This window comes from Pseudomonas sp. GW821-FHT09E12, assembly GCF_059416085.1.
Window position 1 is genome coordinate 320,284 of record NZ_JBWKOM010000001.1, and the last position, 26,143, is coordinate 346,426.

24 protein-coding genes, 1 tRNA gene and 2 pseudogenes are annotated in these 26,143 nt (G+C 65.9%); 13 read left to right on the forward strand and 14 right to left on the reverse strand.

Annotation, left to right across the window (positions count from 1 at the left end; translation table 11 throughout):
- Positions 1-98 precede the first annotated feature (98 nt).
- A complete protein-coding gene (locus tag AC07PQ_RS01600) occupies positions 99-305 on the reverse strand; it encodes a tail protein X (protein WP_493184655.1) in 207 nt (68 codons plus the stop codon).
- Positions 280-702: pseudogene (locus AC07PQ_RS01605) on the reverse strand (phage tail protein); the annotation flags it as partial. The gene AC07PQ_RS01600 and the pseudogene AC07PQ_RS01605, both read right to left, overlap by 26 nt.
- A gap of 20 nt (positions 703-722) precedes the next feature.
- Between AC07PQ_RS01605 and AC07PQ_RS01610 the strand changes: the two are divergent.
- A pseudogene (locus AC07PQ_RS01610) lies at positions 723-1,163 on the forward strand (tyrosine-type recombinase/integrase); the annotation flags it as partial.
- A gap of 99 nt (positions 1,164-1,262) precedes the next feature.
- Here AC07PQ_RS01610 and AC07PQ_RS01615 read toward each other — a convergent pair.
- Positions 1,263-1,336 (reverse strand) — tRNA-Cys (locus AC07PQ_RS01615).
- Between the two features lie 496 nt (positions 1,337-1,832).
- On the opposite strand from AC07PQ_RS01615, the gene AC07PQ_RS01620 reads away from it, so the two are divergent.
- Together AC07PQ_RS01620 and AC07PQ_RS01625 are read left to right on the forward strand one after the other, a co-directional pair.
- Positions 1,833-2,807, forward strand: a complete 975-nt coding sequence (locus AC07PQ_RS01620; RefSeq protein WP_493184654.1) for a quinone oxidoreductase family protein — start codon at positions 1,833-1,835, stop codon at positions 2,805-2,807.
- Positions 2,808-2,865: 58 nt separating this feature from the next.
- Positions 2,866-3,804 (forward strand): LysR family transcriptional regulator, encoded by a 939-nt coding sequence (locus tag AC07PQ_RS01625; RefSeq protein ID WP_493184653.1) that lies wholly within the window; start codon positions 2,866-2,868, stop codon positions 3,802-3,804.
- Positions 3,805-3,810: 6 nt separating this feature from the next.
- On the opposite strand, the gene AC07PQ_RS01630 is transcribed toward AC07PQ_RS01625, so the two are convergent.
- On the reverse strand, positions 3,811-4,704 hold the full coding sequence (locus AC07PQ_RS01630; protein WP_277589017.1) for a LysR family transcriptional regulator: 894 nt from the start codon (positions 4,702-4,704) through the stop codon (positions 3,811-3,813).
- A gap of 85 nt (positions 4,705-4,789) precedes the next feature.
- On the opposite strand from AC07PQ_RS01630, the gene AC07PQ_RS01635 reads away from it, so the two are divergent.
- Positions 4,790-5,566: an NAD(P)H-dependent oxidoreductase gene (locus AC07PQ_RS01635; RefSeq protein ID WP_493184652.1), complete on the forward strand. Its 777-nt coding sequence runs from the start codon at positions 4,790-4,792 to the stop codon at positions 5,564-5,566.
- Positions 5,567-5,633: 67 nt separating this feature from the next.
- Here the strand turns inward: AC07PQ_RS01635 and AC07PQ_RS01640 are convergent, their stop codons facing one another.
- Together AC07PQ_RS01640 and AC07PQ_RS01645 are read right to left on the reverse strand one after the other, a co-directional pair.
- Positions 5,634-6,413 carry an SDR family oxidoreductase gene (locus AC07PQ_RS01640; protein ID WP_493184651.1) on the reverse strand — a complete coding sequence of 260 codons (780 nt, stop codon included), beginning with the start codon at positions 6,411-6,413 and terminating at the stop codon, positions 5,634-5,636.
- Positions 6,414-6,448: 35 nt separating this feature from the next.
- Complete coding sequence (locus AC07PQ_RS01645; protein WP_007923611.1) at positions 6,449-6,844, reverse strand: GlcG/HbpS family heme-binding protein; 396 nt, start codon at positions 6,842-6,844, stop codon at positions 6,449-6,451.
- Between the two features lie 94 nt (positions 6,845-6,938).
- On the opposite strand from AC07PQ_RS01645, the gene AC07PQ_RS01650 reads away from it, so the two are divergent.
- Positions 6,939-7,862: a LysR family transcriptional regulator gene (locus AC07PQ_RS01650; protein ID WP_493184650.1), complete on the forward strand. Its 924-nt coding sequence runs from the start codon at positions 6,939-6,941 to the stop codon at positions 7,860-7,862.
- A gap of 14 nt (positions 7,863-7,876) precedes the next feature.
- On the opposite strand, the gene AC07PQ_RS01655 is transcribed toward AC07PQ_RS01650, so the two are convergent.
- Complete coding sequence (locus AC07PQ_RS01655) at positions 7,877-8,437, reverse strand: TetR/AcrR family transcriptional regulator (protein ID WP_493184865.1); 561 nt, start codon at positions 8,435-8,437, stop codon at positions 7,877-7,879.
- Positions 8,438-8,713: 276 nt separating this feature from the next.
- On the opposite strand from AC07PQ_RS01655, the gene AC07PQ_RS01660 reads away from it, so the two are divergent.
- The 6 genes from AC07PQ_RS01660 to AC07PQ_RS01685 all read left to right on the forward strand — a co-directional run bounded on the left by AC07PQ_RS01660 (position 8,714) and on the right by AC07PQ_RS01685 (position 14,177).
- Positions 8,714-9,742 carry a cupin domain-containing protein gene (locus AC07PQ_RS01660; protein WP_062822967.1) on the forward strand — a complete coding sequence of 343 codons (1,029 nt, stop codon included), beginning with the start codon at positions 8,714-8,716 and terminating at the stop codon, positions 9,740-9,742.
- Between the two features lie 30 nt (positions 9,743-9,772).
- On the forward strand, positions 9,773-10,723 hold the full coding sequence (locus AC07PQ_RS01665) for a DMT family transporter (protein ID WP_493184649.1): 951 nt from the start codon (positions 9,773-9,775) through the stop codon (positions 10,721-10,723).
- Entirely contained in the window at positions 10,720-11,508 is a 789-nt protein-coding gene (locus AC07PQ_RS01670; RefSeq protein ID WP_493184648.1) for a glutathione S-transferase family protein, read from the forward strand. Before AC07PQ_RS01665 ends, AC07PQ_RS01670 begins: the two co-directional genes overlap by 4 nt.
- Positions 11,498-11,941, forward strand: coding sequence for an acyl-CoA thioesterase (locus AC07PQ_RS01675; RefSeq protein ID WP_493184647.1), 444 nt, complete (start codon positions 11,498-11,500; stop codon positions 11,939-11,941). Before AC07PQ_RS01670 ends, AC07PQ_RS01675 begins: the two co-directional genes overlap by 11 nt.
- A gap of 12 nt (positions 11,942-11,953) precedes the next feature.
- Positions 11,954-13,240 carry a cation:proton antiporter gene (locus AC07PQ_RS01680; RefSeq protein WP_493184646.1) on the forward strand — a complete coding sequence of 429 codons (1,287 nt, stop codon included), beginning with the start codon at positions 11,954-11,956 and terminating at the stop codon, positions 13,238-13,240.
- 124 nt (positions 13,241-13,364) lie between these two features.
- Complete coding sequence (locus AC07PQ_RS01685; RefSeq protein ID WP_007923602.1) at positions 13,365-14,177, forward strand: enoyl-CoA hydratase/isomerase family protein; 813 nt, start codon at positions 13,365-13,367, stop codon at positions 14,175-14,177.
- A 127-nt stretch (positions 14,178-14,304) separates the two neighbouring features.
- Here the strand turns inward: AC07PQ_RS01685 and AC07PQ_RS01690 are convergent, their stop codons facing one another.
- Positions 14,305-15,900 (reverse strand): protein kinase domain-containing protein, encoded by a 1,596-nt coding sequence (locus AC07PQ_RS01690; RefSeq protein WP_493184645.1) that lies wholly within the window; start codon positions 15,898-15,900, stop codon positions 14,305-14,307.
- 343 nt (positions 15,901-16,243) lie between these two features.
- Between AC07PQ_RS01690 and AC07PQ_RS01695 the strand changes: the two genes are divergently transcribed.
- A complete protein-coding gene (locus tag AC07PQ_RS01695) occupies positions 16,244-17,005 on the forward strand; it encodes an alpha/beta hydrolase (RefSeq protein ID WP_493184644.1) in 762 nt (253 codons plus the stop codon).
- Between the two features lie 29 nt (positions 17,006-17,034).
- Here the strand turns inward: AC07PQ_RS01695 and AC07PQ_RS01700 are convergent, their stop codons facing one another.
- The 3 genes from AC07PQ_RS01700 to AC07PQ_RS01710 form a co-directional block, all read right to left on the reverse strand.
- The gene (locus AC07PQ_RS01700; RefSeq protein WP_493184643.1) at positions 17,035-17,250 is read right to left on the reverse strand and encodes a DUF3079 domain-containing protein; all 216 of its coding nucleotides are present in this window, start codon (positions 17,248-17,250) and stop codon (positions 17,035-17,037) included.
- 132 nt (positions 17,251-17,382) lie between these two features.
- A complete protein-coding gene (locus tag AC07PQ_RS01705; protein WP_493184642.1) occupies positions 17,383-20,526 on the reverse strand; it encodes an efflux RND transporter permease subunit in 3,144 nt (1,047 codons plus the stop codon).
- Between the two features lie 12 nt (positions 20,527-20,538).
- Positions 20,539-21,735, reverse strand: a complete 1,197-nt coding sequence (locus AC07PQ_RS01710; protein ID WP_493184641.1) for an efflux RND transporter periplasmic adaptor subunit — start codon at positions 21,733-21,735, stop codon at positions 20,539-20,541.
- 96 nt (positions 21,736-21,831) lie between these two features.
- On the opposite strand from AC07PQ_RS01710, the gene soxR reads away from it, so the two are divergent.
- On the forward strand, positions 21,832-22,317 hold the full coding sequence (soxR, locus tag AC07PQ_RS01715; RefSeq protein WP_007923596.1) for a redox-sensitive transcriptional activator SoxR: 486 nt from the start codon (positions 21,832-21,834) through the stop codon (positions 22,315-22,317).
- Positions 22,318-22,371: 54 nt separating this feature from the next.
- Here soxR and AC07PQ_RS01720 read toward each other — a convergent pair whose 3' ends face one another.
- From AC07PQ_RS01720 to AC07PQ_RS01730, 3 genes are read right to left on the reverse strand one after another with little or no spacing between them, the layout of a single operon-like run.
- Positions 22,372-23,067, reverse strand: coding sequence for an anaerobic ribonucleoside-triphosphate reductase activating protein (locus tag AC07PQ_RS01720; protein ID WP_172963005.1), 696 nt, complete (start codon positions 23,065-23,067; stop codon positions 22,372-22,374).
- Entirely contained in the window at positions 23,064-23,231 is a 168-nt protein-coding gene (gene nrdD, locus AC07PQ_RS01725) for an anaerobic ribonucleoside-triphosphate reductase (RefSeq protein WP_493184640.1), read from the reverse strand. Before nrdD ends, AC07PQ_RS01720 begins: the two co-directional genes overlap by 4 nt.
- Positions 23,232-23,263: 32 nt before the next feature.
- Positions 23,264-25,282 (reverse strand): ribonucleoside triphosphate reductase, encoded by a 2,019-nt coding sequence (locus AC07PQ_RS01730; protein WP_493184639.1) that lies wholly within the window; start codon positions 25,280-25,282, stop codon positions 23,264-23,266.
- Between the last annotated feature and the right edge of the window lie 861 nt (positions 25,283-26,143).

Sequence of the window (26,143 nt, forward strand, 5' to 3'; positions counted from 1 at the left end):
CAAGCCATCCCAAGATATCAAAAAGCCACTAAGCTTTGGAGTCTCAAGCTAAAAGCTGCACAAAATAACAAAACGCCATCTATAGGCCCTTGTACCGTTCAATCCCACAGCTCGATGGTTTCGATCGATGGTGTAGCAAGGTCAGGCAGCACGATCACTACCCCGGTGCGGTAGGGCTGCGGCTCATCAGCCAGCCCTGGATTCTCCTGCAGCACCAACTCGACAGTGCCATTAAGGTGCCCGTAGTGCTGGTAGCACAGGGTGTCGAGCAGATCCCCCTCAGACGTTCTGCATGTCGTTGCCATACTTCACGAACTCCAGTGAGAAACCCTGTTTGCGTGGGATGCCGCCAGCCAACAGCCCGCCCTGCTCTTCATCGATACTCAGCAGACACCAGGTGCCGAGCACGTCGCCATAGCCCGTAACCAGGCTGACTGGCTGCAGTCGGCGAACGATGGTGCGAAGGGTGTCCAGCTGCTTGATCCCCCCCTTGAAGCCGGGATAGATCACTCCCTTCAGCGTGATCTTGTCCTCGCCCTGCCCCACCGCCTGCTGCGCGATATCCCGCGTCAGGCGCTCCTGGCCGGCCCAGCGCGCTGCCGTCTGTCGTCGCAGCTCGTCGAACGCGGCGGTGTCCAGGTTGAAGTAATACGGCTGCTGCTTGGCATCGAGCGGCTGCAGGATCAGCAAGTGCGGAAAGGGAGCGCCCTGCCGACGTACTCAAGGCCGCCAAAACGGACTTGAGCGATGGTTTCCTCCGTGTCGGCCAGGGCAAGACGGAGAAGCGCTTGCGCATTCTCCTTGAGGACGCCGGCAAGCAATCTGATCTGGCGGCGTTTCTTGAGAACCTGCTGGAACGTCGAGCAATGAACGGAATCCGGACGTCGATCCTGATCACCAACGCCTCAGGCCTGCGGATGAGCCAGCAAATGCTACGCAACCGCTGGGACGAGGCCAGGGAGAAAGCAGCCATCAAGGCCACGGCAGAGGGCGATACCGCGCTCGCGGCCAGCATCCGTCAATTTCAGTTCAGGGATATCCGGCCAAAGGCAGCCAGCGAGATCGCTCTGGAGCATGCCAGCAAGCTGCTTGGACATACCTCCGAAGAGATCACCAAAAGGGTTTATCGCCGTGTCGGGGAAGTCGTCAAACCGACAAAATAGAGGGGGGGTTGCGGAACACTTGCCAAAAGATGCGGAACACATTGTAAATTTCAACCAATAAAAAACCCCGTAGATCATTGATCTACGGGGTTTTCAGTTTGGAGGCCGAGGTCGGAATCGAACCGGCGTAGGCGGATTTGCAATCCGCTGCATAACCATTTTGCTACTCGGCCAAACTTTCGATGCTTTGCAACCGCATCAAAGGCATACAACTCGAAGCTGGAAACCTGAACTTGATCCAGCCTCCAACCCTTTGAATTCTAAGGGGTTTTTCTCGTTCCTGAATCAGGAATGGACGCAATTCTGGACTTGTTCACCGGGCATGTCAAGAACAGGAATAAAATAATTCAATGCGTTGCGCCTGCATGGTCATCACTGGCGCAAGCCGCTTGCTTGCATCATTTGGCTTTGCGGCGAGGCTTCGACAGGCTTACCCCACCCGCGCCCCCACCTTACCGGCCGAAAGAGTCCACCCGCGCTATCAGGGCCCGCGATAAGCGGCGAACGATGGTCCAACTGCCCTGGCCCGCGTAGCGAGGCTCTCAATTGACTGCTGCACTGCATGCAGCAGTCAAATGCAAACAGGCCGGATTGTTGATCATGGAGCGTATCCCTATCCTCGTTTCCTACACCCAGCTTCCTACCGCAAAGCTTCCAAGGAGATCGAGCATGGTCACCCGCGTACAGCTTCACCAAGTCGGCGCCCCTCAGGTCCTGCAGTTCGAGCAGGTGCAAGCCCAGGCGCCCGGTGCCGGCGAGGTCTGGCTGGAGCAGACGGCCATCGGCGTCAATCCACTGGACCTCAGCCAGCGCAGCGGCGCGGTGCCGGTTGCCCTGCCCTGCGGGCTCGGCCTGGAAGGCGCGGGGCTGGTCAAGGCGATCGGCCCTGGCGTCACCCAGGTCCAGGTGGGCGACCGCGTCGCCTATGCCACCGGGTCCCTCGGCGCGTATGCCAGCGCCCGCCTGTACCCGGCTGAGCGCCTGGTCAAGCTGCCGCCGGCGCTGGCCTCGGACGCCGCCGCGGCGCTGCTGTTCAAGGGCATCACCGCCCAGTACCTGCTCAAGACCACCTACCCCGTCGGCCCTGGTACGCGGGTGTTGATCTATGGCGCCGCCGGGGCCCTGGGCCAGTTGATGGTGCCTTGGGCCAAGCACCTGGGGGCCACGGTCATCGGCGTCGTCTCCAAGGCGCAAAGCGTCGACCGGGCCCGAGCCGCCGGTTGCGACGAGGTGCTGGTGTTCGACGCCGCGACCCTCGCCCGACAGGTCGTCGAGGTCACTCAAGGGCACAAGGTCGATGTGGTGTACGACCCGATCGGCCGGGTGTCCTTCGAAGCCTCCCTCGACAGCCTGCGTCCCCGCGGCCTGCTGGTGTCCTTCGGCGCGGCGTCGGGCGCTCCCGAGGCGGTGCAGGTCGGCACGCTCAACGCCAAGGGCTCGCTGTTTCTCACCCGCCCGTCCCTCGCTGCCCACACCGCCAGCGCCAGCGAATACCAGATGCGCGCCGCCGATGTGCTGGACGCCTTCGCCGCGGGTATCATCCAGCCGCGGATCTGGCAGCGTTATCCCTTGGCCGACGTGGCCCAGGCCCACGCCGACCTGCACGACGGACGCGCGCAAGGCGCCATCGTGCTGATACCTTGAGGCCGATCCTTTCCGTTCCTTCCGGCCATTTGGCCGCACAACGAGGCAGCCCAGGCACATGGATCCGTTCGACAGCCGACAGGCCGATGAACTCGCCACCTTGATGGCGCTCTTCGAACACGGCTCTTTCGCCGCCGCCGGGCGGGCCTTGCAGCGCCACCCTTCGGTGCTGTCCAAGCGCCTGGCGGCACTGGAAAGCCGCCTGGGCATTCGCCTGGTGCAGCGCACCACCCGGCAATTGCGCTTTACCGACGAAGGCGTGCGGTTAGTGGAGCGCTTGCGGCAGGCGGCGGGCCTGATCAGCGCAGCCGAACACGAAGCCTCCCAGGGCGCCGCGCAGATCCGCGGGCGCCTGCGCCTGGCCTTGCCGGCCGCCATGGGCCGGCGCTGGCTCAGCCCGATCCTTGCAGAATTCGCCCTGGCCCATCCCGGGGTGACGCTGGAGACCGAATATTCGGACCGTTTCGTCGACATCGTCGGCGAAGGTTTCGACGCGGCGATCCGCATCGGCGAACTGGCCGACAGCCAGCTGGTGGCGCGTAAACTCTGTGCGCACCGGCGCATCCTCTGCGCGTCGCCCGACTACCTGCAACGCCATGGCGAACCGCAGGTGCCCGCCGAACTTGCCAGCCACAACTGCCTGGGCTTTACCGGCCTGCGTTCCTGGCCCGACTGGCGGCTGACCCGCCAGGGCCGGCTGGAAACCGTGCGTATCCACGGCACCTTGCAGAGCAACGACAACGAAGCACTGCTCGCCGCGGCCCGGGCCGGCGTCGGCATTCTTGCCGGCGGCGACTGGCTGATGAACCAGGACCTCGCCTCGGGGCATCTGGTCCGGGTGCTGCCGCAGTGGCAGCTGGACAGCGACTCGGGGATCTTCCTGCTGCGCCCGTCGGCGCGCTTCAGCAGCGCCACCACCCAGGCCTTCAAGCAGTGGATCGAGGCGCGCTTTGCCCAGGGCGCGCCCTGGGAAACGCCGGCCAGGGACGAGCCGTAGCACCGTTCACAGTGAAGCGACGATGAACTCCCGCAGCCATTGATGGGCCGGGTCGCGGTGGCAGCGCTCGTGCCAGAGCATGGCCATGTCATAACCCGGGACTTCCAGCGGCGGCTCGACCACCTTCAACGCCGGGTTGTCGCGCACCAGGCGCGACGGCAGCATCGCCACCAGGTCGGTGCTCGCCAGCGCCGAGAGGACAAACAAGAAGTGCGGCACTGATAGCACCACCCGGCGCGTCAGGCCCACCTCGCCCAGCGCGCTGTCGGTGACACCCTGGAAACCGCCGCCATCGGGCGACACCACCACGTGTTCCAGCTTGGCGAACTGCGCCAGGCTTGGGCGTCGTTGCAGGCGTGGATGGCCCGCGCGGCCCGCCAGCACGTAACGCTCGCTGAACAGCACGCGGCGGCGCAGCCCCGGCGGCGAGTCCTCGCTGGTGTGCAGGGCCAGGTCGATGATGCCCTGCTCGGCCTGCTGGACCAGACGCCCCGGCTCCAGTTCGAGCACCGCCAGCCGGGTTCCGGGGGCCGCCGCGCGCAAGCCGGCCAGCGCCGGCAGGATCACCGTCGACTCGCCGTAGTCGGACGCCGATACGCTCCAGGTATTGGCCGCCGCGCCCGGGTCGAACGGGCTGGCCGGCGACACCGCCAGCTCCAATGCTTCCAGCGCCCGGCGCAACGGCTCGCGCAATGCGTCGGCCCTGGCAGTGGGCCGCATACCCCGCGGCCCTGGCAGCAACAACGGGTCGCCGAAAATCTCCCGCAGCTTGGCCAAATGCACGCTGACCGAGGGTTGCGACAAGTTCAGGCGTTGCGCCGCGCGGGTCACGTTATGCTCGGCGAGCAGCACATCCAGGGTCAGCAGCAGGTTGATGTCCAAGCGCCTTAAATTATTCACGACAATACCTGGGATATTGGATATTCATTTCCAATATACCTGGCAGCGACCGATCCTGCTGTCTCCCGACATTGGAGACCCTGTGATGAATGTACTGCTGGTGTATGCCCACCCCGAACCCCGCTCCTTGAACGGCTCGCTCAAGGACTTCACGATCAAGCGCCTGCAGGCCGCCGGCCACGCGGTCCAGGTTTCGGACCTGTATGCGATGGACTGGAAGGCGCCGCTGGATGCCGACGACAGCCTGGGCCGTGCGGACAACAGCCGCTTCGATCCGTCCCTGGACTCCAAGCGCGCCTTCGAAGAAGGCCGGCAGTCGGCGGACATCGCCCGCGAGCAGGAAAAACTGCTCTGGGCCGACACCGTGCTGCTGCAATTTCCCCTGTGGTGGTTCTCCATGCCGGCGATTCTCAAGGGCTGGGTGGAACGGGTCTACGCCTATGGTTTTGCCTATGGCGTGGGCGAGCATTCGGATGAGCGCTGGGGCGACCGCTACGGCGAAGGCACCCTGACGGGCAAGCGGGCGATGCTGATCGTCAGCGCCGGCGGCTGGGAATCCCACTATGGCCCGCGGGGCATCAACGGGCCGATGGACGACCTGCTGTTCCCGATCCACCACGGCATCCTCTATTACCCGGGCTTCGACGTGCTGCCGCCCTTCGTGATCTACCGCACCGGGCGCATCGACGCGGCGCGTTTCGCCACGATCTGCGACCAGCTCGGGCAGCGCCTCGACCAGCTGCAACAGACCGCACCCATCGCCTTCCGCCCACAGAACGCCGGCGCCTACCGGATCCCGGAGCTCACCTTGCAGCCGGAGATCGCCACCGGCCAGCAAGGCTTCGCCGCCCACCTGATATAGGCCGTGCGCTCACTGCTCGGCCAGGCGCGTACCGGCTGGCTGCCGAGACGCAAGCGTCGGCATTCACCTACGACTGCTGGCGCGTCCAGGCGTCCTGCTGGTCCTGCTTGACGATGTCGACGAAGTGCGCCGGCAGCAGGTTCCTGAAAGCCCCACCATCCGCCTCCACCACCTCGACCATCTTCGCCACCATTTCCTCGGGATCGTATTGCTCGAACGGGAACTTCAGCCCGGAGTGATCGGTGAAGTGTTTCTGCGGGTCGTACCAGCTTTTCCAGGTTTCCATCATCCGGTCGTTGAAGCCGGTGGAATACGGCCCGGGGTTGAGTGTCGCGACCTGGATGCCGAACTCCGCCAGCTCCATGTGCAGGGCCTCGGCGATGGACTCCAGGGCATGCTTGGAGGCGCAATAGGCGCCGGTGAAGGGCCCGGTGAGCAGGCCGGCGATCGACGACACGAAGACGATCTTGCCCTTGCGCCGCTCGACCATCTGCCGCACGAAGCCCTGGGTCAGCTCCAGGTTGGCGAACACGTTGGTCTCGAACTGGGAACGCAGGATATCCACCGGGATTTCCGCGATGGCGCCGGTCTCGGCGTCGCCGGCGTTGTTCAGCAGCACGTCGATGTCCCACTGCCAGGCATGGGCCCGGTCGCGGGCCGAGGTGATGTCGAGCTTCTCCACCCGCAGCTTGAGGTCCAGGCTGGCGGCGAGTTCGCGCAGTTCGGTGACCTGCGGGGTGATCTGCACCCCGGCGATCACTTCATGGCCGTTGGCGGCCAGGCGCAGCGCCACCTCACGGCCAAAGCCCGAACCGGCGCCGGTGACCAGAATGCGTTTTTTGCTCATCTTGGGTTCTCCAGGAGAATGTCGGGGGCCAGGGCTCAGAGGCAAGCCCGGGCGATGATGTCGTCTTCAACCGCGGTGCCGCCGGAGACGCCGATGGCGCCCAGGCAGCGCCCCGCCTGATCGACCACGGGCAGGCCGCCGGCAAAGCTGGTCAAGCCGCCGTTGCTCTGCTCGATCGACCACAACGACTGCCCCGGCCCGGACAAGGCGCCGAGTTCGGCGCTGGCGGTCCGGAACAGCGCCGAAGTCCGGGCCTTGCGCTGGGCCAGGTCGATCGCCCCCGGCACGGCGTCGTCCATGCGCACGAACGCCAGCAGGTTGCTGCCCGAATCGACGATGGCGATGCACACCGACAGCTGCATCTGCAGGGCTTTGGCGATGCCTTTGTCGAGCATCTGCCGGGCGGGTTTGAGGGTGACGGGCCAGTGCATGGCGGGACTCCTTTGCGGTTGAAAAGAGTCTATGAAGCTCGTAGCTTTAAGAGAATCCACATTCTCCCTACAAGACTATTAAGTATTCCTAACAATGAGCCGACGCGATCCACTGGCCGGTCTGCACCTCTTCATGGCGGTGGTCGAGACCGGCAACTTCACCCGCGCCGCCGCCGTGCTGGGCGTGACCCCGGCGGCCGTGAGCCTGGCCATCAACCAACTGGAAAGCGAACTGCAGACCAAGCTGTTCCATCGCACCACCCGCGGCGTCAGCCTGACGGAAAGCGGCCAGCGTTTTCACCAAGGCAGTGAAGCCGGCTACCGCAGCCTGCTGCAGGCCAGGGAGGAGCTGGGGGAAACCCAGGGCGAGCCCTCAGGGCATCTGCGCATCAGTGCCTTGCACATGGCCAAGCACCTGATCGTCGCCCCGCTGCTCGAGGACTTCTTCCAGCGCTACCCCAGGGTCACCCTGGAAATACGCTACGAAGATCAGTTGGTGGACATCGTCAAGGAACAGCTCGACGCCGGCATCCGCCTGGCCGACGCCCTGCACCCGGGCATGCACGCGGTGCAGATCACCCCGCCGCTGCAATGCGCCCTGGTGGCCAGCCCGCAGTACCTGGCGCGCCACCCGGCGCCGCGCAGCATCGACGAGCTGCACCAACATTGCTGTGTGCGCTTTCGTTTTCCCAGCAGCGGGCAGATGCACAAATGGCACCTGCACGACGGCCAGCACGAGGTGAAGCTGGATGTGCCCGGGCGCTTCATCAGCACCGACACTCAGGCGGTGATCGAGGCCGCCCGCGCCGGGGTGGGCATTGCCCATGTGTTCATTCGCGAACGGATCGCCGCCGACCTCGCCAGCGGCCAACTGGTGGAAGTCCTGCCCGGCACCTGCCAGCCGCTGCCGGCCATGTGGCTGTACTACGCCAACCGCCGGCACGTCCCGCCCAAGCTGCGTGCCCTGATCGAGGTGCTGCGGGACTGGAAGCAGTCCCTCGGGCGCGACAACCGCTAAAGCGGCGCAGAGGCTCAGGCCCGCGCCTGGACGCTCGGCACCAGCATGCGCACCAGGGAGTCGGCCGTGCTGCGCAAACGCTCCGGCTCCTGGTAGATGCGCTCCATCACCGCCAGCCCGCGGGTGAAGGTGACCATGACCTGCGCCGCTTCATCCGGCGCCAGGACCAGGTCGTCCCGGATCCGCTCGGCCGACAGCGCAGTGCTGATGGTCAGTTGCAGGGCGTCCAGCAGCTCGCGCAAGCGTTGCTGGATGCGCGGGCCGATCACATCGGCTTCGGTGGCCGTCTTGGTGGTCAGGCAGCCTTTGGCCGGCGTGCCGCTGGTCATGTTGCTGATCGCCACTTCGAAAAACCGCCGTAGCGCGGTCTCGGCATCCGCGGCCTCGAGGGCCTTGGCGGCGTTGCCCAGAAAGCGCGTGGCGTAGGCTTCGAACGCCAGCAGGAACAACGCTTCCTTGCCGCCGTAGGCATGGTACAGCGAGCCACGCTGGACCTCGGCCGCCTCGGCCAGGTCGGCCATGGAGGTGGACTGCCAGCCCTTGCGCCAGAACACTTCAAGGACCGCCGACAACACTTTTTCTTCGTCAAACTGCCTGACACCCGCCATAAAAATCACTGCTCACATAATTGTTGACAACGTTGTCAAAGATACCAACACTGCGATCTTTGACAGCCCTGTCAATCATAGCCGATAGGCGCTGTCCGGTAAGCATGCTTGATGTACTGGTCCACGACTTTCGTTCCGCGCCACGGAAGGAAGTCGGCTTCACCTGCGCAGTCACTCCCGGTAACAGCGGTCGTGGGCGCGAGCGGTTTTCTCTTTTTACGTCAGGAAAAAGGAGTCTACGAAATGGTTTCGAACAGTCGTATCCAGTATGGCTACATCAATGTCATCGAGCCCTCCGAGCACAAGGGCGAGCTCACCCGCGACAAGGTCGAGCGCTTCACCGAGGGGTTCAGCAAACCGGCCCTGCTGCGCAAACTCGCGCCCATCGGCGAGGAGTTCGCGCAACGGGCATTCTTCGATCAGGTCGGCTCGGGGAAAAACCTGCAATGGCGGGTCAAGTCCGGCGACCAGCCGGTGTCGATGCGCGACGAGAACGGCGCCTCGGACTACAACTACGTCACCGGTCGCGTCGGTACCGGGCAGGAATTCCTCGACGACATCTTCACCCACAACCTCGACGTCTACTCGCACCTGGGCACCATTTCCTCGAGCTACAACGACCCCTATGAGTGGGGCAAGGACGCCTTCAACCTGGTCAAGCAGCACGTCTTCAGCAAACCCTGGTTCAACATCGACGCCTGGAAAGTCACCGGCCACATGTTCCTCGGCTACAGCACCCAGGAATACGGCGAGCCGGCCCGCGGCGCGGTGGGCAGCGACTGGCACATTTTCCCGACCCTGAATATTTTCGTGATGATCGCCGGCACCAAGAAGTGGAGCACCCGCCCGCCCCAGTTGGGCGACCAGTTCCGCGACTACGACCTGATGTTCGAAACCAGCAGCGGCCGCGAAGCGCCAGGCGGCGACTACGAGGCCGACACCGTCTACGTCGAGCCGGGCGACGTGCTGATCAACCCGCCCTTCGAATGGCACAAGGTGCTCAATGCCCGCGGCCTGAGCATCGGTGCAGCGTTCCGGGTGATCGACATCGACTACCTGGACAAGCTGGAGAACCGCCGCAACCTGGACCTCTCCAAGGTCGCCCATGACAACGGCCACTTCGCCGAGACCGAGGAGCTGGCGCACTTCCTCACCAGCGTCAACTACGCCTCGCGCCACATCAACCGGGCGCAGATGCTGCTCAACGACATCGAGTACGCCTACCTGCGCAAGCGCGGCAACGCCGGCTCGGTGAAGATCGGCCACCGCTAGCCCCCGGGACGCCGCAGCGAGGACCCGCTCATGACGCTTACCGTCAGTCCCGAACAGCGCTGGGCCGGCATTCTGTGCGGCCTCGCCGCGGCCTTGATCTGGGGCGCGTTCCCGGTGGTCACCCGGCTGGGGCTGACCCGCACGCCGCTGGATGCCTACGACATCACCTGCATCCGCTACAGCGTCTCCGGGCTGATCCTGCTGCCGTACCTGCTCCGCCATGGCCGCCGGGGCCTGAGCTGGACAAGCATTGGCCTGATGGTCATCGGCATCGGCGCGCCGTACATGCTGGTGGTGGCCCAGGGGCTGGCCCTGGCCCCGGTGGAGCTGTTCGCGGTGGTGACTCCCGGCAGCATGATCCTGTTGTCGATCCTGATCAGCGCGCGGCTGTTCGGCACCCGCCTCGGCGCCCGGGCGAACGCCGGCACCGCACTGATCATCGGCGGCGTGCTGCTGGCCGGCTGGCACAGTTTCGCCGGGGCCCAGGCCTCGCCCTACGCCTACCTGATGTTCCTGCTCGGCGGCCTGCTGTGGGCGATCTACACCCTGGTGTCGAAATGGTCCGGCAGCGCCGCGCTGCACGCCACGGCGATCGTCTCGGTGTGCTCGATGGTCCTGTACCTGCCGGTCTACCTGGCCAGCCGCGGGCTGCGGATCCTCCAGGCGCCGCTCTGGGATATCGGCATCCAGGTGGTCTACCAGGGCCTGCTGGTGTCGACAGTGGCGTTGTTCTTCTACAGCCGCTCGGTCCAGTTGCTCGGCGCTTCGCTCGGTTCCACCTTCGCCGCGCTGGTGCCGGGCACGGCCATGGTGCTGGCCGCCCTGCTGCTCGGCGAGCGCGCGGACAGCAGCGCCATCGCCGGCTTGCTGGTGGTGACTGCCGGCATGCTCCTGACCCTGCTGCCGCAACGCCCGCGCCCGCGCCCGCTGCCGGGCGCCATCGGCCAGCCGACACCCCGGCCACCAGGACCCACGCCATGAACGACCTGCATGAGCGGACAGCGGCCACTGTCCACAATCAAGGAAAATCCGGTATGAGCAGCGCATCCCTGACCCTCTACGAACTGGCCGGCGCCGACCCGGACCTGCGCTTCAGCCCGCACTGTTGGAAGACCCGCATGGCCCTGGCCCACAAGGGGCTGCAAAGCCAGCGCATCGCCTGGCGTTTCAGCGACAAGGCGCGTATCGCCTTCTCCCGGCAAGGCGCGGTTCCGGTGCTGGTGGATGGCGACCAGAGCATCAGCGACTCCTGGCGCATCGCCCTGCACCTGGAACAGCGTTACCCCGAGCGCCCGTCCCTGTTCGGCGGCCGCGAGGCCCTCGCACTGTCGACTTTCGTCAACCGCTGGGCCGACAGCATGCTGCTGCCCGCCGTGGCCCGGGTGATCCTGCTGGATGTCTACGCACAACTGGCCACCGAGGACCGGGCCTATTTCCGCAGCTCCCGCGAAGCGCACTTCGGCACCTCGCTGGAACAGCTGGTGGCCCCCCGGGCCCAGCATCTGGAACAGCTGCGCCAGGTCCTGACCCCGCTTCGCCAGACCCTCAAGGGCCAGCCCTTCCTGGCCGGCGAAGCCCCGGCCTACGCCGACTATTGTGTGTTCGGCATGTTCATGTGGGCGCGCTGCACCAGCCGTGAGGAACTGCTGGCCCACAACGACGCCCTGCATGCCTGGCGCGAACGCCTGCTGGACGCCTTTGGCGGGCTGGCGCGCGCGGCCACCCTGGCCACCCCCCTCGAGACTGGAGCACGCCATGTCCAATGATCCCGCCCTGCACGACTTCGCCGTCCGTTCCTCGGACAAGATCCGCTACGCCGATACCGACCGTCAGGGCCATGTGAACAACGCGGTGTTCGCCACCTTCCTGGAAACCGGGCGGGTGGAGATCATCTACGACCCGCATGCGCCGCTCGCCGAGCCCGGCAGCGAATTTGTCATCGCGCGCCTGGAGCTCGACCTGCGCGCCGAACTGCGCTGGCCCGGCACGGTGCAGATCGGCACCCGGGTCGCGACCCTCGGCAAAAGCTCGATGACCCTGGAACAGGCGCTGTTCCAGGACGGTCGCTGCGCGGCCCTGGCCAGCACCGTGATCGTGCAGATCGATGCCCAGAGCCGGCGCTCGAAACCCTTTGGCGAAACGGCGCGGCGCCGCTTGGGCGCCCTGACCCCGGCCGCGGAGTCGTTCGCGGAAAAATAGGCGGAGGACGCCATGTCGACGCTACAGCAACTGTTCTCGGCCCTGCCGTTTTTCCAGCTGGCGGTGATCATCGTCGCCAGCCAGCTGTGCGGCGCGCTGCTGGCCCGCTGGGGGCAGTCGCGGGTGATCGGCGAAATCTGCGTGGGCATCCTGCTCGGTCCCTGCCTGCTGCTGGCCCTCGGCGCGCAGTGGCATGCCGCGGTCTTTCCGGCGGCCATCCGCCTGGGCATCGAGACCCTGGGCAATATCGGCCTGGTCCTGCTGATGTTCCAGATCGGCCTGCGCTTCGACAGCAATCACCTGGGCAACCAGAAGATCGGCTTCAGCGCCCTCTCGGTGGCCGCCGGCGGGGTGATCCTGGCCTTCGCCCTCGGGGCCATGGTCGGGCTGCTCTCCCACAGCGCCCTGGCGCCCGCCCAACCCCGGCTCGGCTATGTGCTGTTCTGCGGCATCGCGTTGTCGATCACCGCCCTGCCGGTGCTGGTGCGAATCATCAGCGACCTGGGGCTGGAGCACTCGCTGGCCGGAACCGTCGGCATCGCGGCCGCCGCCATCACCGACATCATTGGCTGGGTGCTGCTGACGGTCATCGTCGCCCTGTCCAGCAGCGACAGTTCGCTGTTCGGGGTGCTGCGCCAACTGAGCTTCATCGTCCTGTTCCTCGCCCTCGCCCGCTGGGGCCTGCGCCCGCTGCTGCACACCTTGTTTACCCGGCTGCTCGCGAGCCGCAGCGCGGCCCCCGCCGCCGATATGAGCATGGCGCTGATGCTGGCGACCGCCCTGCTGTGTGGCTGGATCACCACCCTGATCGGCCTGCACAGCGCCCTGGGCGGGCTGATCGCCGGCTGGCTGCTGCGCGAGCGGCGCCAGCACTGGCACCGCCACATGGAAGGCTTCGTCAACATCGCTCTGGTGCCCTTCTACTTCGCCGCCACCGGGCTGAAGATGGACCTCGGCGCCCTGGCGCCCCTCGATAGCTGGCTGTGGCTGCTGGCCTTCTTCGTCGCCGCGGTGCTGGGTAAAACCGCCGGCTGCTACCTCGCCGGACGCCTGGCCGGCCTGTCCGTGGAGGTCTCGCGCAGCGTCGCGATATTGATGAACACCCGTGGCCTGATCGAGATCATCGTGCTCTCCGTGGGCCTGGACATGGGGCTGATCTCCCAGAGCGCGTTCTTCCTGTTGCTGATGGTGGCCATCGCCACCACCCTGATGACCACCCCGCTGCTCCGGCGCCTGGCCAGGATCGAGGCCGTTCCATCCGCCCTGGCGAAAGGCGAGCTGCAGACTTCCGATCGCTAACCATCGGCCGACCGGGGAGACCGGGAAAACCCGCCGGCTACACTCGCAGGTTGTGCCTCGCCTGCGCCCGAAAGCCTGGCCGGGTACTGGATATCCCTCGCCAACCACAGGAGGTGCGGCGGCCATGGCCTTCACCGAAATCGACTACGAAACCCAGGGACCGATCAGGATCATCCGCTTCAACCGGCCGCAGAAACGCAATTGCATCGGCCCCACCACCCACCTGGAACTGATCGAGGCCTGGAGCCGTTTTCGCGACGATCCGCATGCCCTCGTGGCCATCATCACCGGTGCTGGCGACCAGGCCTTCTGTGCCGGCGGCGACCTCAAGGCGGCGCTCGACCTGGTGCCCACCACCCCGGACGAGATCGCCGCGCACAATCGCGGCGAGCGCCCCGGGATCATCGGCCCGAGCCGCTGGACGGATATCTACAAACCGGTGATCGCCGCGGTGAATGGCGTGGCCTACGCCGGCGGCCTGGAGTGGGCCTGCTTCGCCGATATGCGCATCGCCGAGGAACACGCCACCTTCGGCGTGACCTGCCGCCGCTGGAATATCGGCCTGGGCGATGGCGGCACCCAGCGCCTGCCACGCATCGTCGGCATGGGCCGGGCGCTGGAGTTGATCCTCACCGGCAAGGTGATCTGCGCCAGCGAGGCGCTGGCTATCGGCCTGGTCAACGAGGTCGTCGCCAAGGGCCGCTCGCTGGAGCGCGCGCTGGAACTGGCGCATCTTCTCTGCACCCTGCCCCAGCCCGCCATGCGCTCGGACAAGGAGGCGGTCATCCGCGGCTACGGCCAGCCCCTGGCCGAGGGCCTGCGCATCGAAGCCGAGTGCTTCAACCGCTCCATCCATGAGCCGGAAACCCAGGAAGGACTGCGCCGCTTCCGCGAGCGCGACCACCCGGACCTGCGCGACGACGCCAGCCAGTGGTGAAAGGCTTGCGTATCCATGATCGGTAGGCCTCCTAGGTGGATGCCTACCTTTCAGACGGGTTCTTGCAACAGGCTATTGAGACATAGCCTTTTTTGTCTCGGCCTCGGCTCCGCGTGCCCTGGTCACCTCAAAAGAGCCTGTTCCACAGGCGCTTGAGCGCACTCGGCTGTTCCGCCCGCTCGCCGGTCGATTGAGGTGCCGAGGGCCGCGGGGAAGGCGGCGCAGCGGACGGGCGCGGCGCTTGGCCACTGCGTTTGCGCTGCTCATGCTGGTCCCGGAGTGCGAGCAGTTCGGGGCTGTCCGGACGGGCTTCCAGGCCATGCTTGATATAGGCCCGCGCCAGGTCTTTATCGCCCTTGGCATACGCGCTTTCGCTCATCTCGGCGTAGAGCAGCGCCACCTGGTTCAACCCGGTCAGCGCCTGGGCGTTACTCGGCTCCAGGTCGAGTATCTGCCGGTAATAGAACACCGCGCTGTCATCCTCGGGCTCCAGCAGGTGTTCTTCGGCGATGCGCTGCTCGGCCAGTTGCCGGTAGCCGGCGATCCGCGCCGCGGCTACCCGTTGCAGTCCTTGCCGGGCCTGCGCGCTGGCTTCGTCGAGCTGCAAGGCCTGGTTGAAGAAATACTCGGCATTGTCCTGCGCCGGCTCGAACAGCTGGCCCGTCGCCAGGCGCTGTTCGCCACGTGCCAGCAGCTCGGCGATCTTGATCCGCTGCTGCAGGTACAGGCCAGTGCCGCTGGCAGCGCCGAGCAGCAGCAGGCTGCCGAGTGCCCACAGCGCCAGGCGCCTGTTCGGGCTGCGCCGGCGGGCGGGCTCAGGCTCGGCCTCGGCCTGGGGCGGCGCAGGATCGATCAGGGCCGGCACGAAGCGGGTAGATTCCAGCTCCACCTCGCTGGGCTCGTCCGGTTCGTCCGGTTGCTCTGGCTGGTCCAGCTCATCGAGTGCCTGCAGCAGCGCCCGGCAGTCGGCGAAGCGCTGGTTGGGGTCCTTCGCCAGCATCCGCTCGAGCAGCGCCTTGTACGGGCTGATGTGCGCCGGCAAGCTCGGCGCCGGCATCTGCACGTGGTTCATCACGGTCTGGGTATAGCTGGCACCGCGGAACGGATTGGTGCCGATGAGCATCTCCAGGAAGATCACGCCCAGGCTGTAGATGTCGGTGCGGATATCCAGCGGCTGGCACTGCGTCTGTTCCGGGCTGCTGTAGGCCGGGCTGCCGACCGCGATGCCGAGCCCGGTGAGCTCGCTGTCCATCTCCAGCGCCTTGGCGATGCCGAAATCGGTGATCACCACCGTGCCGTCGCTGCGGAAGAGGATGTTCGCCGGCTTGATATCACGGTGGATCAGGCCCTGCTCATGCACCACGGCGAGGCCGGTGGCGATCTGCCGGACGATATCCAGGGCGCGCCTCGACTCGAACACCTCGCCCTTGTGCCGGGCCAGGTCGCCGCCGCCGACAAACTCCATGGCCAGGTAGTAGCGGCCATCGGCCAGTCTGTTGATGTCGTGGATGGTGATGATCGAGGGGTGGTGCAACGAGGCGACGATATGCCCCTCGCGGATGAAACGCTTGCTGAACGCCTCGTCATTGGCGTTGAGCAGTACCTTCACCGCCACCTTGCGGTGCAGCGACTCCTGGGTTGCCAGGTAGACTTCGGCCATCCCGCCTTGGCCAAGCCGGCTATGCACGCTGTAGCCGGGTATCTCGGGTAATCGTTCGTCCATGAAAGAATCCGTGAGCAGCCACTGATTGGGGGATCGCCGATACTGTCGGGCCGGATGTCACCCGTCGGATCGGGTCTCTAATTAATATTAATAAGAGCGGGGAACTTTTCCGATAGTTCCCGGCTCGCCGTCTACCGCCGTCCTGGCGTTTTGCGCTGCGCCTGGCTGGGGACGATCCTTCTGGCGGTGAGCAATGCCACAAGCTTAGCGGAGCAGGCGCCGACGCCAACCCCGGGCGCCGGGTCGAGTGCGCAATGCCGGCATATGAGCCTATCCTGGGGCGCTGCAAACGACCGCCGGCGGTCGTTCAGCAGCGCTTCGTCGCCCAACGGAGGTGAGCCACATGTCACGAATGGTTTCGCTCCTGGCATTGCTCGGCGCCTTGTACCTGGCGCTCTGCGTCGCGGCGTGGGCGTTGCAGCGTTCGCTCATCTACTTCCCCCAGCCCCGCGCCATCGCCAGCCCCGCCACGCTGCTCAGGCTGCCGGTCACCGACGCCGAGGTGCTGGTTTCCGTGAGGCCCCACGACGGCCCGAAGGCGTTGCTCTACTTCGGTGGCAACGCCGAGGACGTGTCCCTCAACCTGCCGGAATTTACCCGGGCCTTTCCCGAGCATGCGCTCTACCTGCTGCACTACCGAGGCTATGGCGGCAGTTCCGGATCGCCCTCCGAGGCGGCCATCACGCGCGATGCCATGGCCTTGTTCGACAAGGTGCAAGCCGCCCACCCGCATATCGTGGTGGTCGGGCGCAGCCTCGGCGCGGCTGTCGCCGTGCGCCTGGCCAGCCAGCGTCCGGCATCGCGCCTGGTGCTGATCACGCCGTTCCACAGCCTGCAGGAGTTCGCCGCCAGCCAGTTTCCCTATCTTCCGGTGAGGTGGCTGCTGCGGGACAAGTTCGAATCCTGGAAATACGCACCGCGCATCGCCGTGCCGACTTTGCTGATCGCCGCCGAACACGACGAAGTCATCCCGCGTTCGAGCACCGAGACGCTCTATGCGCATTTCGCCCCCGGCGTCGCCAGGCTCGAGGTCGTCCCGGGCGCGGGGCACAATTCGATAGACGCGAGCCCGCGGTTCCTGGAACTGCTCCGCAGCGGGCTGTGAGCGCGCCGGCCTTCCGGCAAGGCGCCGGCTCAGGACCGCTCCTCGTCCAACGCCTTGTCCGACGCGATCGGCGGCTCGATGCCCCAGTCGCCGTGCAGGTACCAGTCGTCGCCGAGCATCTCGGCCGGGTGCATGGTGCGGTCCGCGCCATTGCCGCAGGCCAGGGCATTGGCCGCGCAGTAGCGGTCGCAGCCCCAGCAGATGCGTTCGGGGCGCTTGGGGCTGATGGGAAAATTCTTGGCCATGGCGTTCCCCGGGTGCGGGTGCAGGTGAGAGTGGGAATGGCTCCCAGGCTACGACGCCCACAGGGAAATGCCCTTGATCGGGGTCAAGAATGACAGGCCCGGGGCGCTCGTCTTGGCACCCCGGGCTGCCTGTTACGCCGTGACCGCCGGCGCGTAGCGCACCGCCAGCTTGCGCAAGGCGACGTAGAACACCGGGGTCAGGAACAGCCCGAACAGGGTCACCCCGAGCATGCCGGAGAACACCGCGACGCCGGTGGCGCGGCGAATCTCGCTGCCCGCGCCGCTACCGATCAGCAACGGCACGGAGCCGGCGATAAACGCCACCGAGGTCATGACGATCGGCCGCAGGCGCAAGCGGCAGGCCTCCAGCGCCGCCTCGATGATGCCCTTGCCCTGCAGCTCCAGCTCCCGGGCGAACTCGACGATCAGGATCGCGTTCTTGCAGGCCAGGCCCATCAGCACCACCAGCCCCACCTGGACGAAGACGTTGTTGTCGCCGCCGCTGAGCCACACCCCCGACAAGGCCGCGAGCATGCACACCGGCACGATCAGGATCACCGCCAGGGGCAGCGTCCAGCTCTCGTACAGGGCGGCGAGGACCAGGAACACCAGCATCACCGCCAGCGGGAACACCACCGCCGCGGCATGGCTCTGCGTGACCTGCTGGTAGCTCAGGTCGGTCCATTCCAGGGTGATGCCGCGGGGCAATACCCGAGCAGCGATCTCTTCCAGCTTGGCGATCACCTGGCCCGACGACAGCTGCTTGGGATCGGAGTCGCCGATCAGGTCGGCCGCCGGGTAGCCGTTGTAGCGCACCACCGGGTCGGGGCCATAGCTGGGCGTCACGGTGATCATCGCACCGAGCGGCACCATCTCGCCCCGGTCGTTGCGCACCCGCAGGCTGGTGATGTCCTCGGCGGTCTGCCGATAGGAACTGTCGGCCTGGGCCATGACCCGGTAGACCCGGCCGAACAGGTTGAAGTCATTGACGTAGACCGAGCCCAGGTAGGTCTGCAAGGTATTGAACACATCGCTCAACGACACCCCTTGCGCCTTGACCTTGACCCGGTCCACCTGCACCTCCAGCTGCGGGATGTTGGCCTGGTAGGAGCTGACCGGGTAAGTCATGCCCGGGGTCTGCGCCACCGCGGCCTGGAAGGCGCTCAAGGCATTCTGCAGGGCGCCGTAACCCAGGCCCGCGCGGTCTTCCAGGTACAGCGAATAGCCCGAACCGTTGCCCAGCCCCTGGATCGGCGGCGGCAACAGCGCATAGGCAAAACCTTCGTGGACCTGGGACAGCTTGGCGTTGAGTTCGGCATTGATCTCCACCGCGCCGCGCTGACGCTGGTCGAACGGCTTGAGGATCACGTAAGCGGCCATGACATTCGGCGTGTTGACCGATTGCAAGGCATTCAGGCCGCTGAAGGCCGGCACGGTCTCCACGCCCTCCACCGAGAGTGCCGTCTCGATCAGTTCGCTGGTCACCGCATCGGTGCGGGCCAGGGACGCGCCTTCCGGCAGCTTGGCGCCGGCGAACAGGTAGAGTTTGTCCTGGGTCGGGATAAACCCGCCCGGCACCAGGTTGAACAGCCAGGCCGTGCCGATCAGCAGCAAAGCGTAGAGGAAGAACACCGAGCCGCGCCGCCCCAGGGAGTAGGACACCAGGCCGTGATAACCGTCGGAGCGGCGTTTGAACATCCGATTGAAGGCGCGGAAAAAGCCCCCGAACACCTTCTGGATGCCGCGCTCCAGCCAGTCCTGCGGCGCGCCGTGGGGCCTGAACAGCTTGGCCGCCAGGGCCGGCGACAGGGTCAGGGAGTTGATCGCCGAGATCACCGTGGAAATCGCGATGGTCACCGCGAACTGCTTGTAGAACTGGCCGGTGACGCCGGAGAGAAAGGCCATGGGAATGAACACCGCGCACAGCACCAGGGCGATGGCGATGATCGGCCCGGACACCTCCTTCATCGCCCGGTGCGCGGCCTCCCGCGGGTCATAGCCCTTCTCGATGAAACGCTCGACGTTTTCCACCACCACAATCGCGTCGTCGACCACGATGCCGATGGCCAGCACCAGCCCGAACAGGGTCAGGGTGTTGATCGAATACCCCAGCAAATACAGCCAGGCGAAGGTGCCGATCACCGACACCGGCACCGCGATCAGCGGGATGATCGAGGCGCGCCAGGTCTGCAGGAACAGGATCACCACCAGCACCACCAGCACCACCGCTTCCATCAGGGTGTGCTGCACCGCGCTGATGGATTCCCGGACGAACACCGTCGGGTCCCACACCGCCTTGTAGGCCACGCCTTCGGGGAAACGCTGGGACAACTCGTCAAGCTTGCCGTAGACCGCCTCGGCGACCTGCAAGGCGTTGGCCCCCGGCGAGAGGAAAATCCCCACCGTCGCCTGGTTGCGGTCGTCCAGGCGCGCGCGCAGGGTATAGTCGCCCGCGCCGAGCTCGACCCGCGCCACGTCCGACAGCTTCACCAACTGCCCGTCCGCCCCGCTCTTGAGGACGATATCGGCAAACTCCTGCTCGCTGCGCAAGCGCCCGCGCACGCTGATCGACACCAGGAAGTCGGCGCCCTGGGGCGAAGGCTCGGCGCCCAGCTGGCCGGCCGAGACCTGCACGTTCTGCTCGCGGATCGCGTTCACCACGTCGGCCGCGATCAGTCCCCGGGCCGACAGGCTGTTGGGGTCCATCCAGATGCGCATCGCGTAGTCGCCCGAACCGTAGACCCCGACATCGCCGATCCCGGACAACCGCGACAGCTCGTCCTTGACGTGCAGGGTCAGGTAATTGCGCAGATACAGCGAGTCGTAGCTGTTGTCCGGGGACAGCAGGCTGACGTACATCAGCGGCGTCGGCGATTGCTTCTGGGTGGTCACGCCATACTGCCGCACCTCTTCCGGCAGCCGCGACAGCGCCTGGCTCACGCGGTTCTGCACGCGCACCGCGGCGGTGTCCGGATCGACGCCGGGGACGAACGTGATACTCAGCGCCAGGCTACCGTTGGAGCCGGTGACCGACTTCATGTACATGATCCCTTCGACGCCGTTGATCGCCTCTTCCAGGGGCACCGCGACCGACTCAGCGATCTCCTTGGGGTTCGCCCCCGGATAGGTGGCGCGCACCACCACGCTGGTCGGCACCACCTCGGGGTATTCCCCCGACGGCAGCACCGGGATGGCAATCAGGCCGAGGGCGAAAATGATGATCGACAGCACGATGGCGAAGATCGGTCGGTCGATGAAAAACTTGGAAAAATCCATGGCCGCTCTTCCTTATTTCGCCAAGGGTGTCTGGGGCGCGGCGGTTGAGGCCTGCTGCGTCGGCGCGGCGATTTCCCTGGGTTCCACCGCCATGCCCGGGTAGAAGATCTTCTGCGCCCCGTTCAGCACCACCCGATCACCGGCGGCCAGCCCGGCGCTGATCACCCGCAGGCCATCAAGCTGGCGGCCCAGGGTCACGTCCTTGCGCAGGGCCTGGTTTTGCGGGCCGATGACGTACACGTATTTGCGGTCCTGGTCGGTTTGCACCGCGCGGTCGTCGATCAGCACCGCCCGGGTCTCGCTGCCGCCTTCGAGACGCACCCGGGCGAACAGGCCCGCGGTCAGCCGGCGGTCGGGGTTGGGCAGCACCGCGCGCACACGGATGGTGCCGGTGGCCGGGTCGACCTGGTTATCCAGGAAGTCCACGGTGCCGGTCAGGGGGAAGGTCCCGACATCGTTGGCCAGGCCGACCCGCACGGTATTGCTCACCCCCGGGCGCTGGCCCTTGCCCAGCAGCTCGGTGTAGCGCAGCAGGCTCTGCTCATCGGCGTCGAAATAGACGTACATCGGGTCCTGGGAAACGATGCTGGTCAGCACGCTCTGGTCGGCCTGGGCCAGGTTGCCGAGGGTCAGCATGGCCCGGCCGACACGCCCGGAAAACGGCGCGCGGACCTGGGTGAAGTCGAGGTTGAGCTGGGCCGTGGCCACCTCGGCGACGGCCGCGTTCACATCCGCCACGCCCTGGGCCAGGGAGGCGCTACGAATGTCGCCCTCCTCCCGCGACAGCGCCGACTGCTTGACCAGGGCCTGGCCGCGGCGGTCCTGCTCGGTGGCCAGACGCACCGTGGCGCGGGCCCGGGCCAGCCGGGCCTGGGCGCTGGCCAGCGCCTCGCGGTAAGGGCGCGGATCGATGACGAACAGGGTCTGGCCCTTTTCCACCTCGTCGCCCTCGCGAAACGCCACCCGGTCGACATAACCGCTGACCCGTGGCCGCAGGTCGACCGCGTCGATCGCGCTGATACGGCCATTGAACAGGTCCCACTCACGCACCGCCTGCACGCTCACGGTCGTCACCTCGACCACCGGCGCCGCGGCGGCGACCGGCTCGCCCTTTTCGTTACAGCCGCCCAGCGCCAAGAGGAGGCACAACGCGCCCAATCGATGGGTTGAAGAACAGCCTCGACCGACTACTCGGCGAATTCGATTCATGAACGTGGACTCCCGCTGCACCAGAGATATTGATTTATAGGCAGACGGAATATAAAAGTTAAAGTTAACTTTAAGTAAAGCCCCTTCGGAGGCCCCATGAAAAAGCCCAGCGAACCGCTGCTGACCATCACCGAAGTGGCCCGGCGCAGTGGCGTCATGGCTTCGGCACTGCGTTTCTACGAGACCCGCGGGTTGCTCCACTCGATCCGCGTGGGCAGCGGCCACCGCCGCTACCCGCGCTCGATCCTCAGGCGGGTCGCCTATATCGTGTTCGCCCAGCGCATCGGTTTCTCGCTGGATGAAATCATCCAGCAACTGACCGGCCTACCCATCAACACCGCCCCGGCGGGCGCGGACTGGCGGCGCCTGACCGCCACCTGGAAAACCCGGGTGCAGCAACGCATCGCCGAACTCGAACGGCTGAACATGAGCCTGGAGGAATGCATAGGTTGCGGCTGCATGTCGATGGAACACTGCCAGCTCAACAACCCCGAGGACATCTACTCGCGCAACGGCTGCGGCGCCCGGCGCTGGCTGGGGGACCAGAAAATCGCAATCCCCGGCGAACCGCAGGCCGATTGATCGAGGGGGCCGCCTGCCCTCCCCGGCGGCGACCGTTCGATCCGCGCCAGCGCCTCAGCCGCGCAGCACGAACACTGGGAACATCTCACGCAGGTGCTGCCACAGGTCCGGCACCAGCACCTGTTGCGGCGTGCTCGGCAATTGCGGGTCGAGCATGCGCGCGGTGCGCACCATCTGCACCGCGAAGCGCTTGACCCCCAGGGCTTGCAGGCGCTGGCCGAGGAGCAGCAGGCGGGCCGGCTGCAACAGGTGCCAGTGCACGGTGGTGCGGCATTCGTAGTCGACGCCGCTGGCCAGCAGCAGCTCCAGGCTGCGCCAGTTGGCCTTGCCGCTGCCCGGCACGCCAGTAATCATCGGGCCGTCTTCGGCCAGGGCCTTGACGTCGAAGCCGACCCAATCGGCGCCGGCCACCGCCCGGGCAAAGGCCGCCGGCTTGATGCCGGCGCTGTGCAGGCCGATGCGGAAACCCATGGCGCGCACTTCATCCATCGCCGCCGGCAAACCGTCCTGCAGGGTCGGCTCGCCGCCACTGAACACCACCGCGTCCAGCAGGTCCTGGCGGCGTTGCAGGAAACTCAGGACCCGGCACCAGTCCAGCTCCTCGCTGCCGCGCGGCGGGATCAGTTGCGGGTTGTGGCAGTAGCGGCAACGCCAGGCGCAGCCCTGGCAGAACAGCACGCAGGCGAGCAGCCCCGGGTAGTCGAGAGTGGTCAGGGGCACCATGCCTCCGACCCGCATCTTTCGGCTCATTGGCAACCGGCCACGGTGGCCTGTTCGGTGAAGTGCACGCGCTCGCGGTGCTCGGACTGTTTACCCGGGTTGAAGGCCGAGACCGGGCGGTGATAACCCATCACCCGGGTCCAGACTTCGCAGCGCTGGCGTTGCGCCTGGGGCAATGTGGATTGTGCGTTCATGGTGGAACTCCTTGCAGTTGGGGGAAGACAGGTCAGTGCGCGGTGGCCATGCCCGTGGCCTGGGCCTGCAGCAGGGCTTCGTCGCACTTGGGGCAGAACTCGTGCTCGCCGTCGAGGTAGCCGTGCACCGGGCAGATGGAAAAGGTCGGGGTCACCGTCAGGTACGGCAGGCGGAAGCGCCCCAGGGCCTTGCGCACCAGCTGCTTGCAGGCCGCGGTCGAGGAAATCCGCTCGGCCATGTACAGGTGCAGCACGGTGCCGCCGGTGTATTTGCATTGCAGTTCGTCCTGCAGCTCCAGCGCCTCGAACGGATCGTCGGTATGCCCCACCGGCAACTGCGAGGAGTTGGTGTAGTACGGGGCCTCGCGGCTGCCGGCCTGGAGAATGCCGGGGTAACGCTTGAGGTCTTCCTTGGCGAAGCGGTAGGTGGTGCCTTCGGCCGGGGTCGCCTCGAGGTTGTAGAGATGGCCGGTTTCCTCCTGGAAGCGCACCAGGGTCGCGCGCGCATGGTCCAGCAGCCTGAGGGCGAACTGGCGCCCCTGTTCGGTGTGCATGCCCTGCTCGTCGCCGCTGAAGTTGCGCAGCATTTCGTGCAGGCCATTGAGGCCGATGGTCGAGAAGTGATTGCGCAGCGTGCCCAGGTAACGCTGGGTGTAGGGGTACAGGCCGGCGTCCATGTGGTGCTGGATCACCTTGCGCTTGACCTCCAGGCTCTCCATCGCCAGTTCCATCAGCGCGTCCAGGCGTTGCAGCAGGCCGCTGGTATTGCCCTTGAACACATGGCCCAGGCGCGCGCAGTTGAGCGTCACCACGCCGAGCGAGCCGGTCTGCTCCGCCGAGCCGAACAGGCCGCCGCCGCGCTTGAGCAGCTCGCGCACGTCCAGTTGCAGGCGGCAGCACATGGAGCGCACCTGGTTGGGCTGCATGTCCGAATTGAGGAAGTTCTGGAAATACGGCAGCCCGTAGCGGGCGGTCATCTCGAACAGACGGTCGGCGTTCTCGCTGTCCCAGGGAAAATCATGGGTGATGTTGTAGGTCGGGATCGGAAAGGTGAACACCCGGCCCTTGGCGTCGCCGGCCTGCATCACTTCGATATAGGCGCGGTTGAGCAGGTCCATTTCCGCTTGCAGCTCGCCGTAGGCAAAGGGCATTTCCTCGCCGCCGATCACCGGGACCTGCTCGCGCAGATCCTCCGGGCAGACCCAGTCGAAGGTCAGGTTGGTAAAGGGGGTCTGGGTACCCCAGCGCGACGGCACGTTGAGGTTGTAGATGAACTCCTGGATCGCCTGGCGCACCTGCGGGTAGCTCAGGCGGTCCTTGCGCACATAGGGCGCCAGATAAGTGTCGAAGGAACTGAAGGCCTGGGCCCCGGCCCATTCGTTCTGCAGGGTACCGAGGAAATTCACCATCTGCCCCAGGGCGCTGCTCAGGTGCTTGGGCGGCCCGGCCTCGACCCGCCCCGGCACGCCATTGAGACCTTCATGCAACAGGGTACGCAGGGACCAGCCGGCACAGTAACCGGCGAGCATGTCGAGGTCGTGGATATGCAGGTCGGCCTCGCGGTGGGCGCGGCCGATGGCTTCACTGTAGACCTCATCCAGCCAGTAGTTGGCGGTGACCTTGCCGGACACGTTGAGCACCAGCCCGCCCAGGGAATAACCCTGGTTGGCGTTGGCCTGCACCCGCCAGTCCTCTCGGTCGAGGTACTCGTTCATCGAGGCCGCCACTTCGACCAGGGTCTTGCGGTCGCGACGCAGGCGCCCGTGCTGTTCGCGGTAGACGATGTAGGCGCGCATGGCCAAGAAGAATCCGGCGTCCATCAGCACCCGCTCGACCCGGTCCTGGATCTGCTCCACATGCAGCCGCGCATGCCCCTCAAGGTGGGCCAGCACCGCCTTGAGTAAGCCCTCGGCCTCGACTTCGGCGTACTCGCCGCTGGCCTTGCCGGCGGCGATCAACGCCTGGCGGATCTTGTCCGCATCGAAGGCAACCCGGCTGCCATCGCGTTTGTGCAGGCGGTTGTTGCCCACCCTGATCAGCGTGCTGTGCATTTGACCTCCGCATACTACATATAGATGTTTTTAATTCTTAAAACACAAGATGCAGTGAGATTACGGAGTGGCGGTTGGGTTGCCATTGATCGTGATCAAGTATTTTTTGGTTTGTGTACATATCCATTTTTTGGGTAACGGCGACTTAGGGTTCCGCCCTTACGGCGGCTCACTTTTGAAGAGCGCAAAAGTAAGCAAAACGCTCTTGCCCCACCACTCGGTGCCTCGCTAAGGCTCGGCATGCCCGAACGAAGGCATTGATCCGTGGGCCGCCGCAATGGGCCATCCATGGCCCAGTGCGGCTAACCCGGCATCCCTGCCGGGTTACCCACGGCTCAATGCCTGCGCTCGGCCATCGTGGTTAACGGGGCGCTCAGATCAAAAGCAAAAGCAAGACGGCGGCCTGCCGGCCGGCCTGGCTGAGAACGTGGGCTCTGTAGCCGCTGCCGAGCGCAGCGAGGCTGCGATCGAGGCCGAAGGACTCGCCAGGCGGGCACCGCATATCCCCAGATCCTGCGAGGTGTCAGGTTTCGCGGCCCTGCGGGCCGATCGCAGCCTCGCTGCGCTCGGCAGCGGCTACACAAAGCATGTCCGGCAGAAGAGCTGTAGCGTGGCGATGGCCTGTGGCGGCGTGCCCCCGGAGCAATACCTGCGTTCGACCAGCGCAGTTAACGGGGTGCTCAGATCAAAAGCAGGACGGCGGCCTGCCGACCGGCCTGAGAACGCATTCCCTGTAGCCGCTGCCGAGCGCAGCGAGGCTGCGATCGAGGCCGAAGGACTCGTCAGGCAGGCACCGCATTTCCCCAGATCCTGCGAGGTGTCAGGGTTAGCGGCCCTGCGGGCCGATCGCAGCCTCGCTGC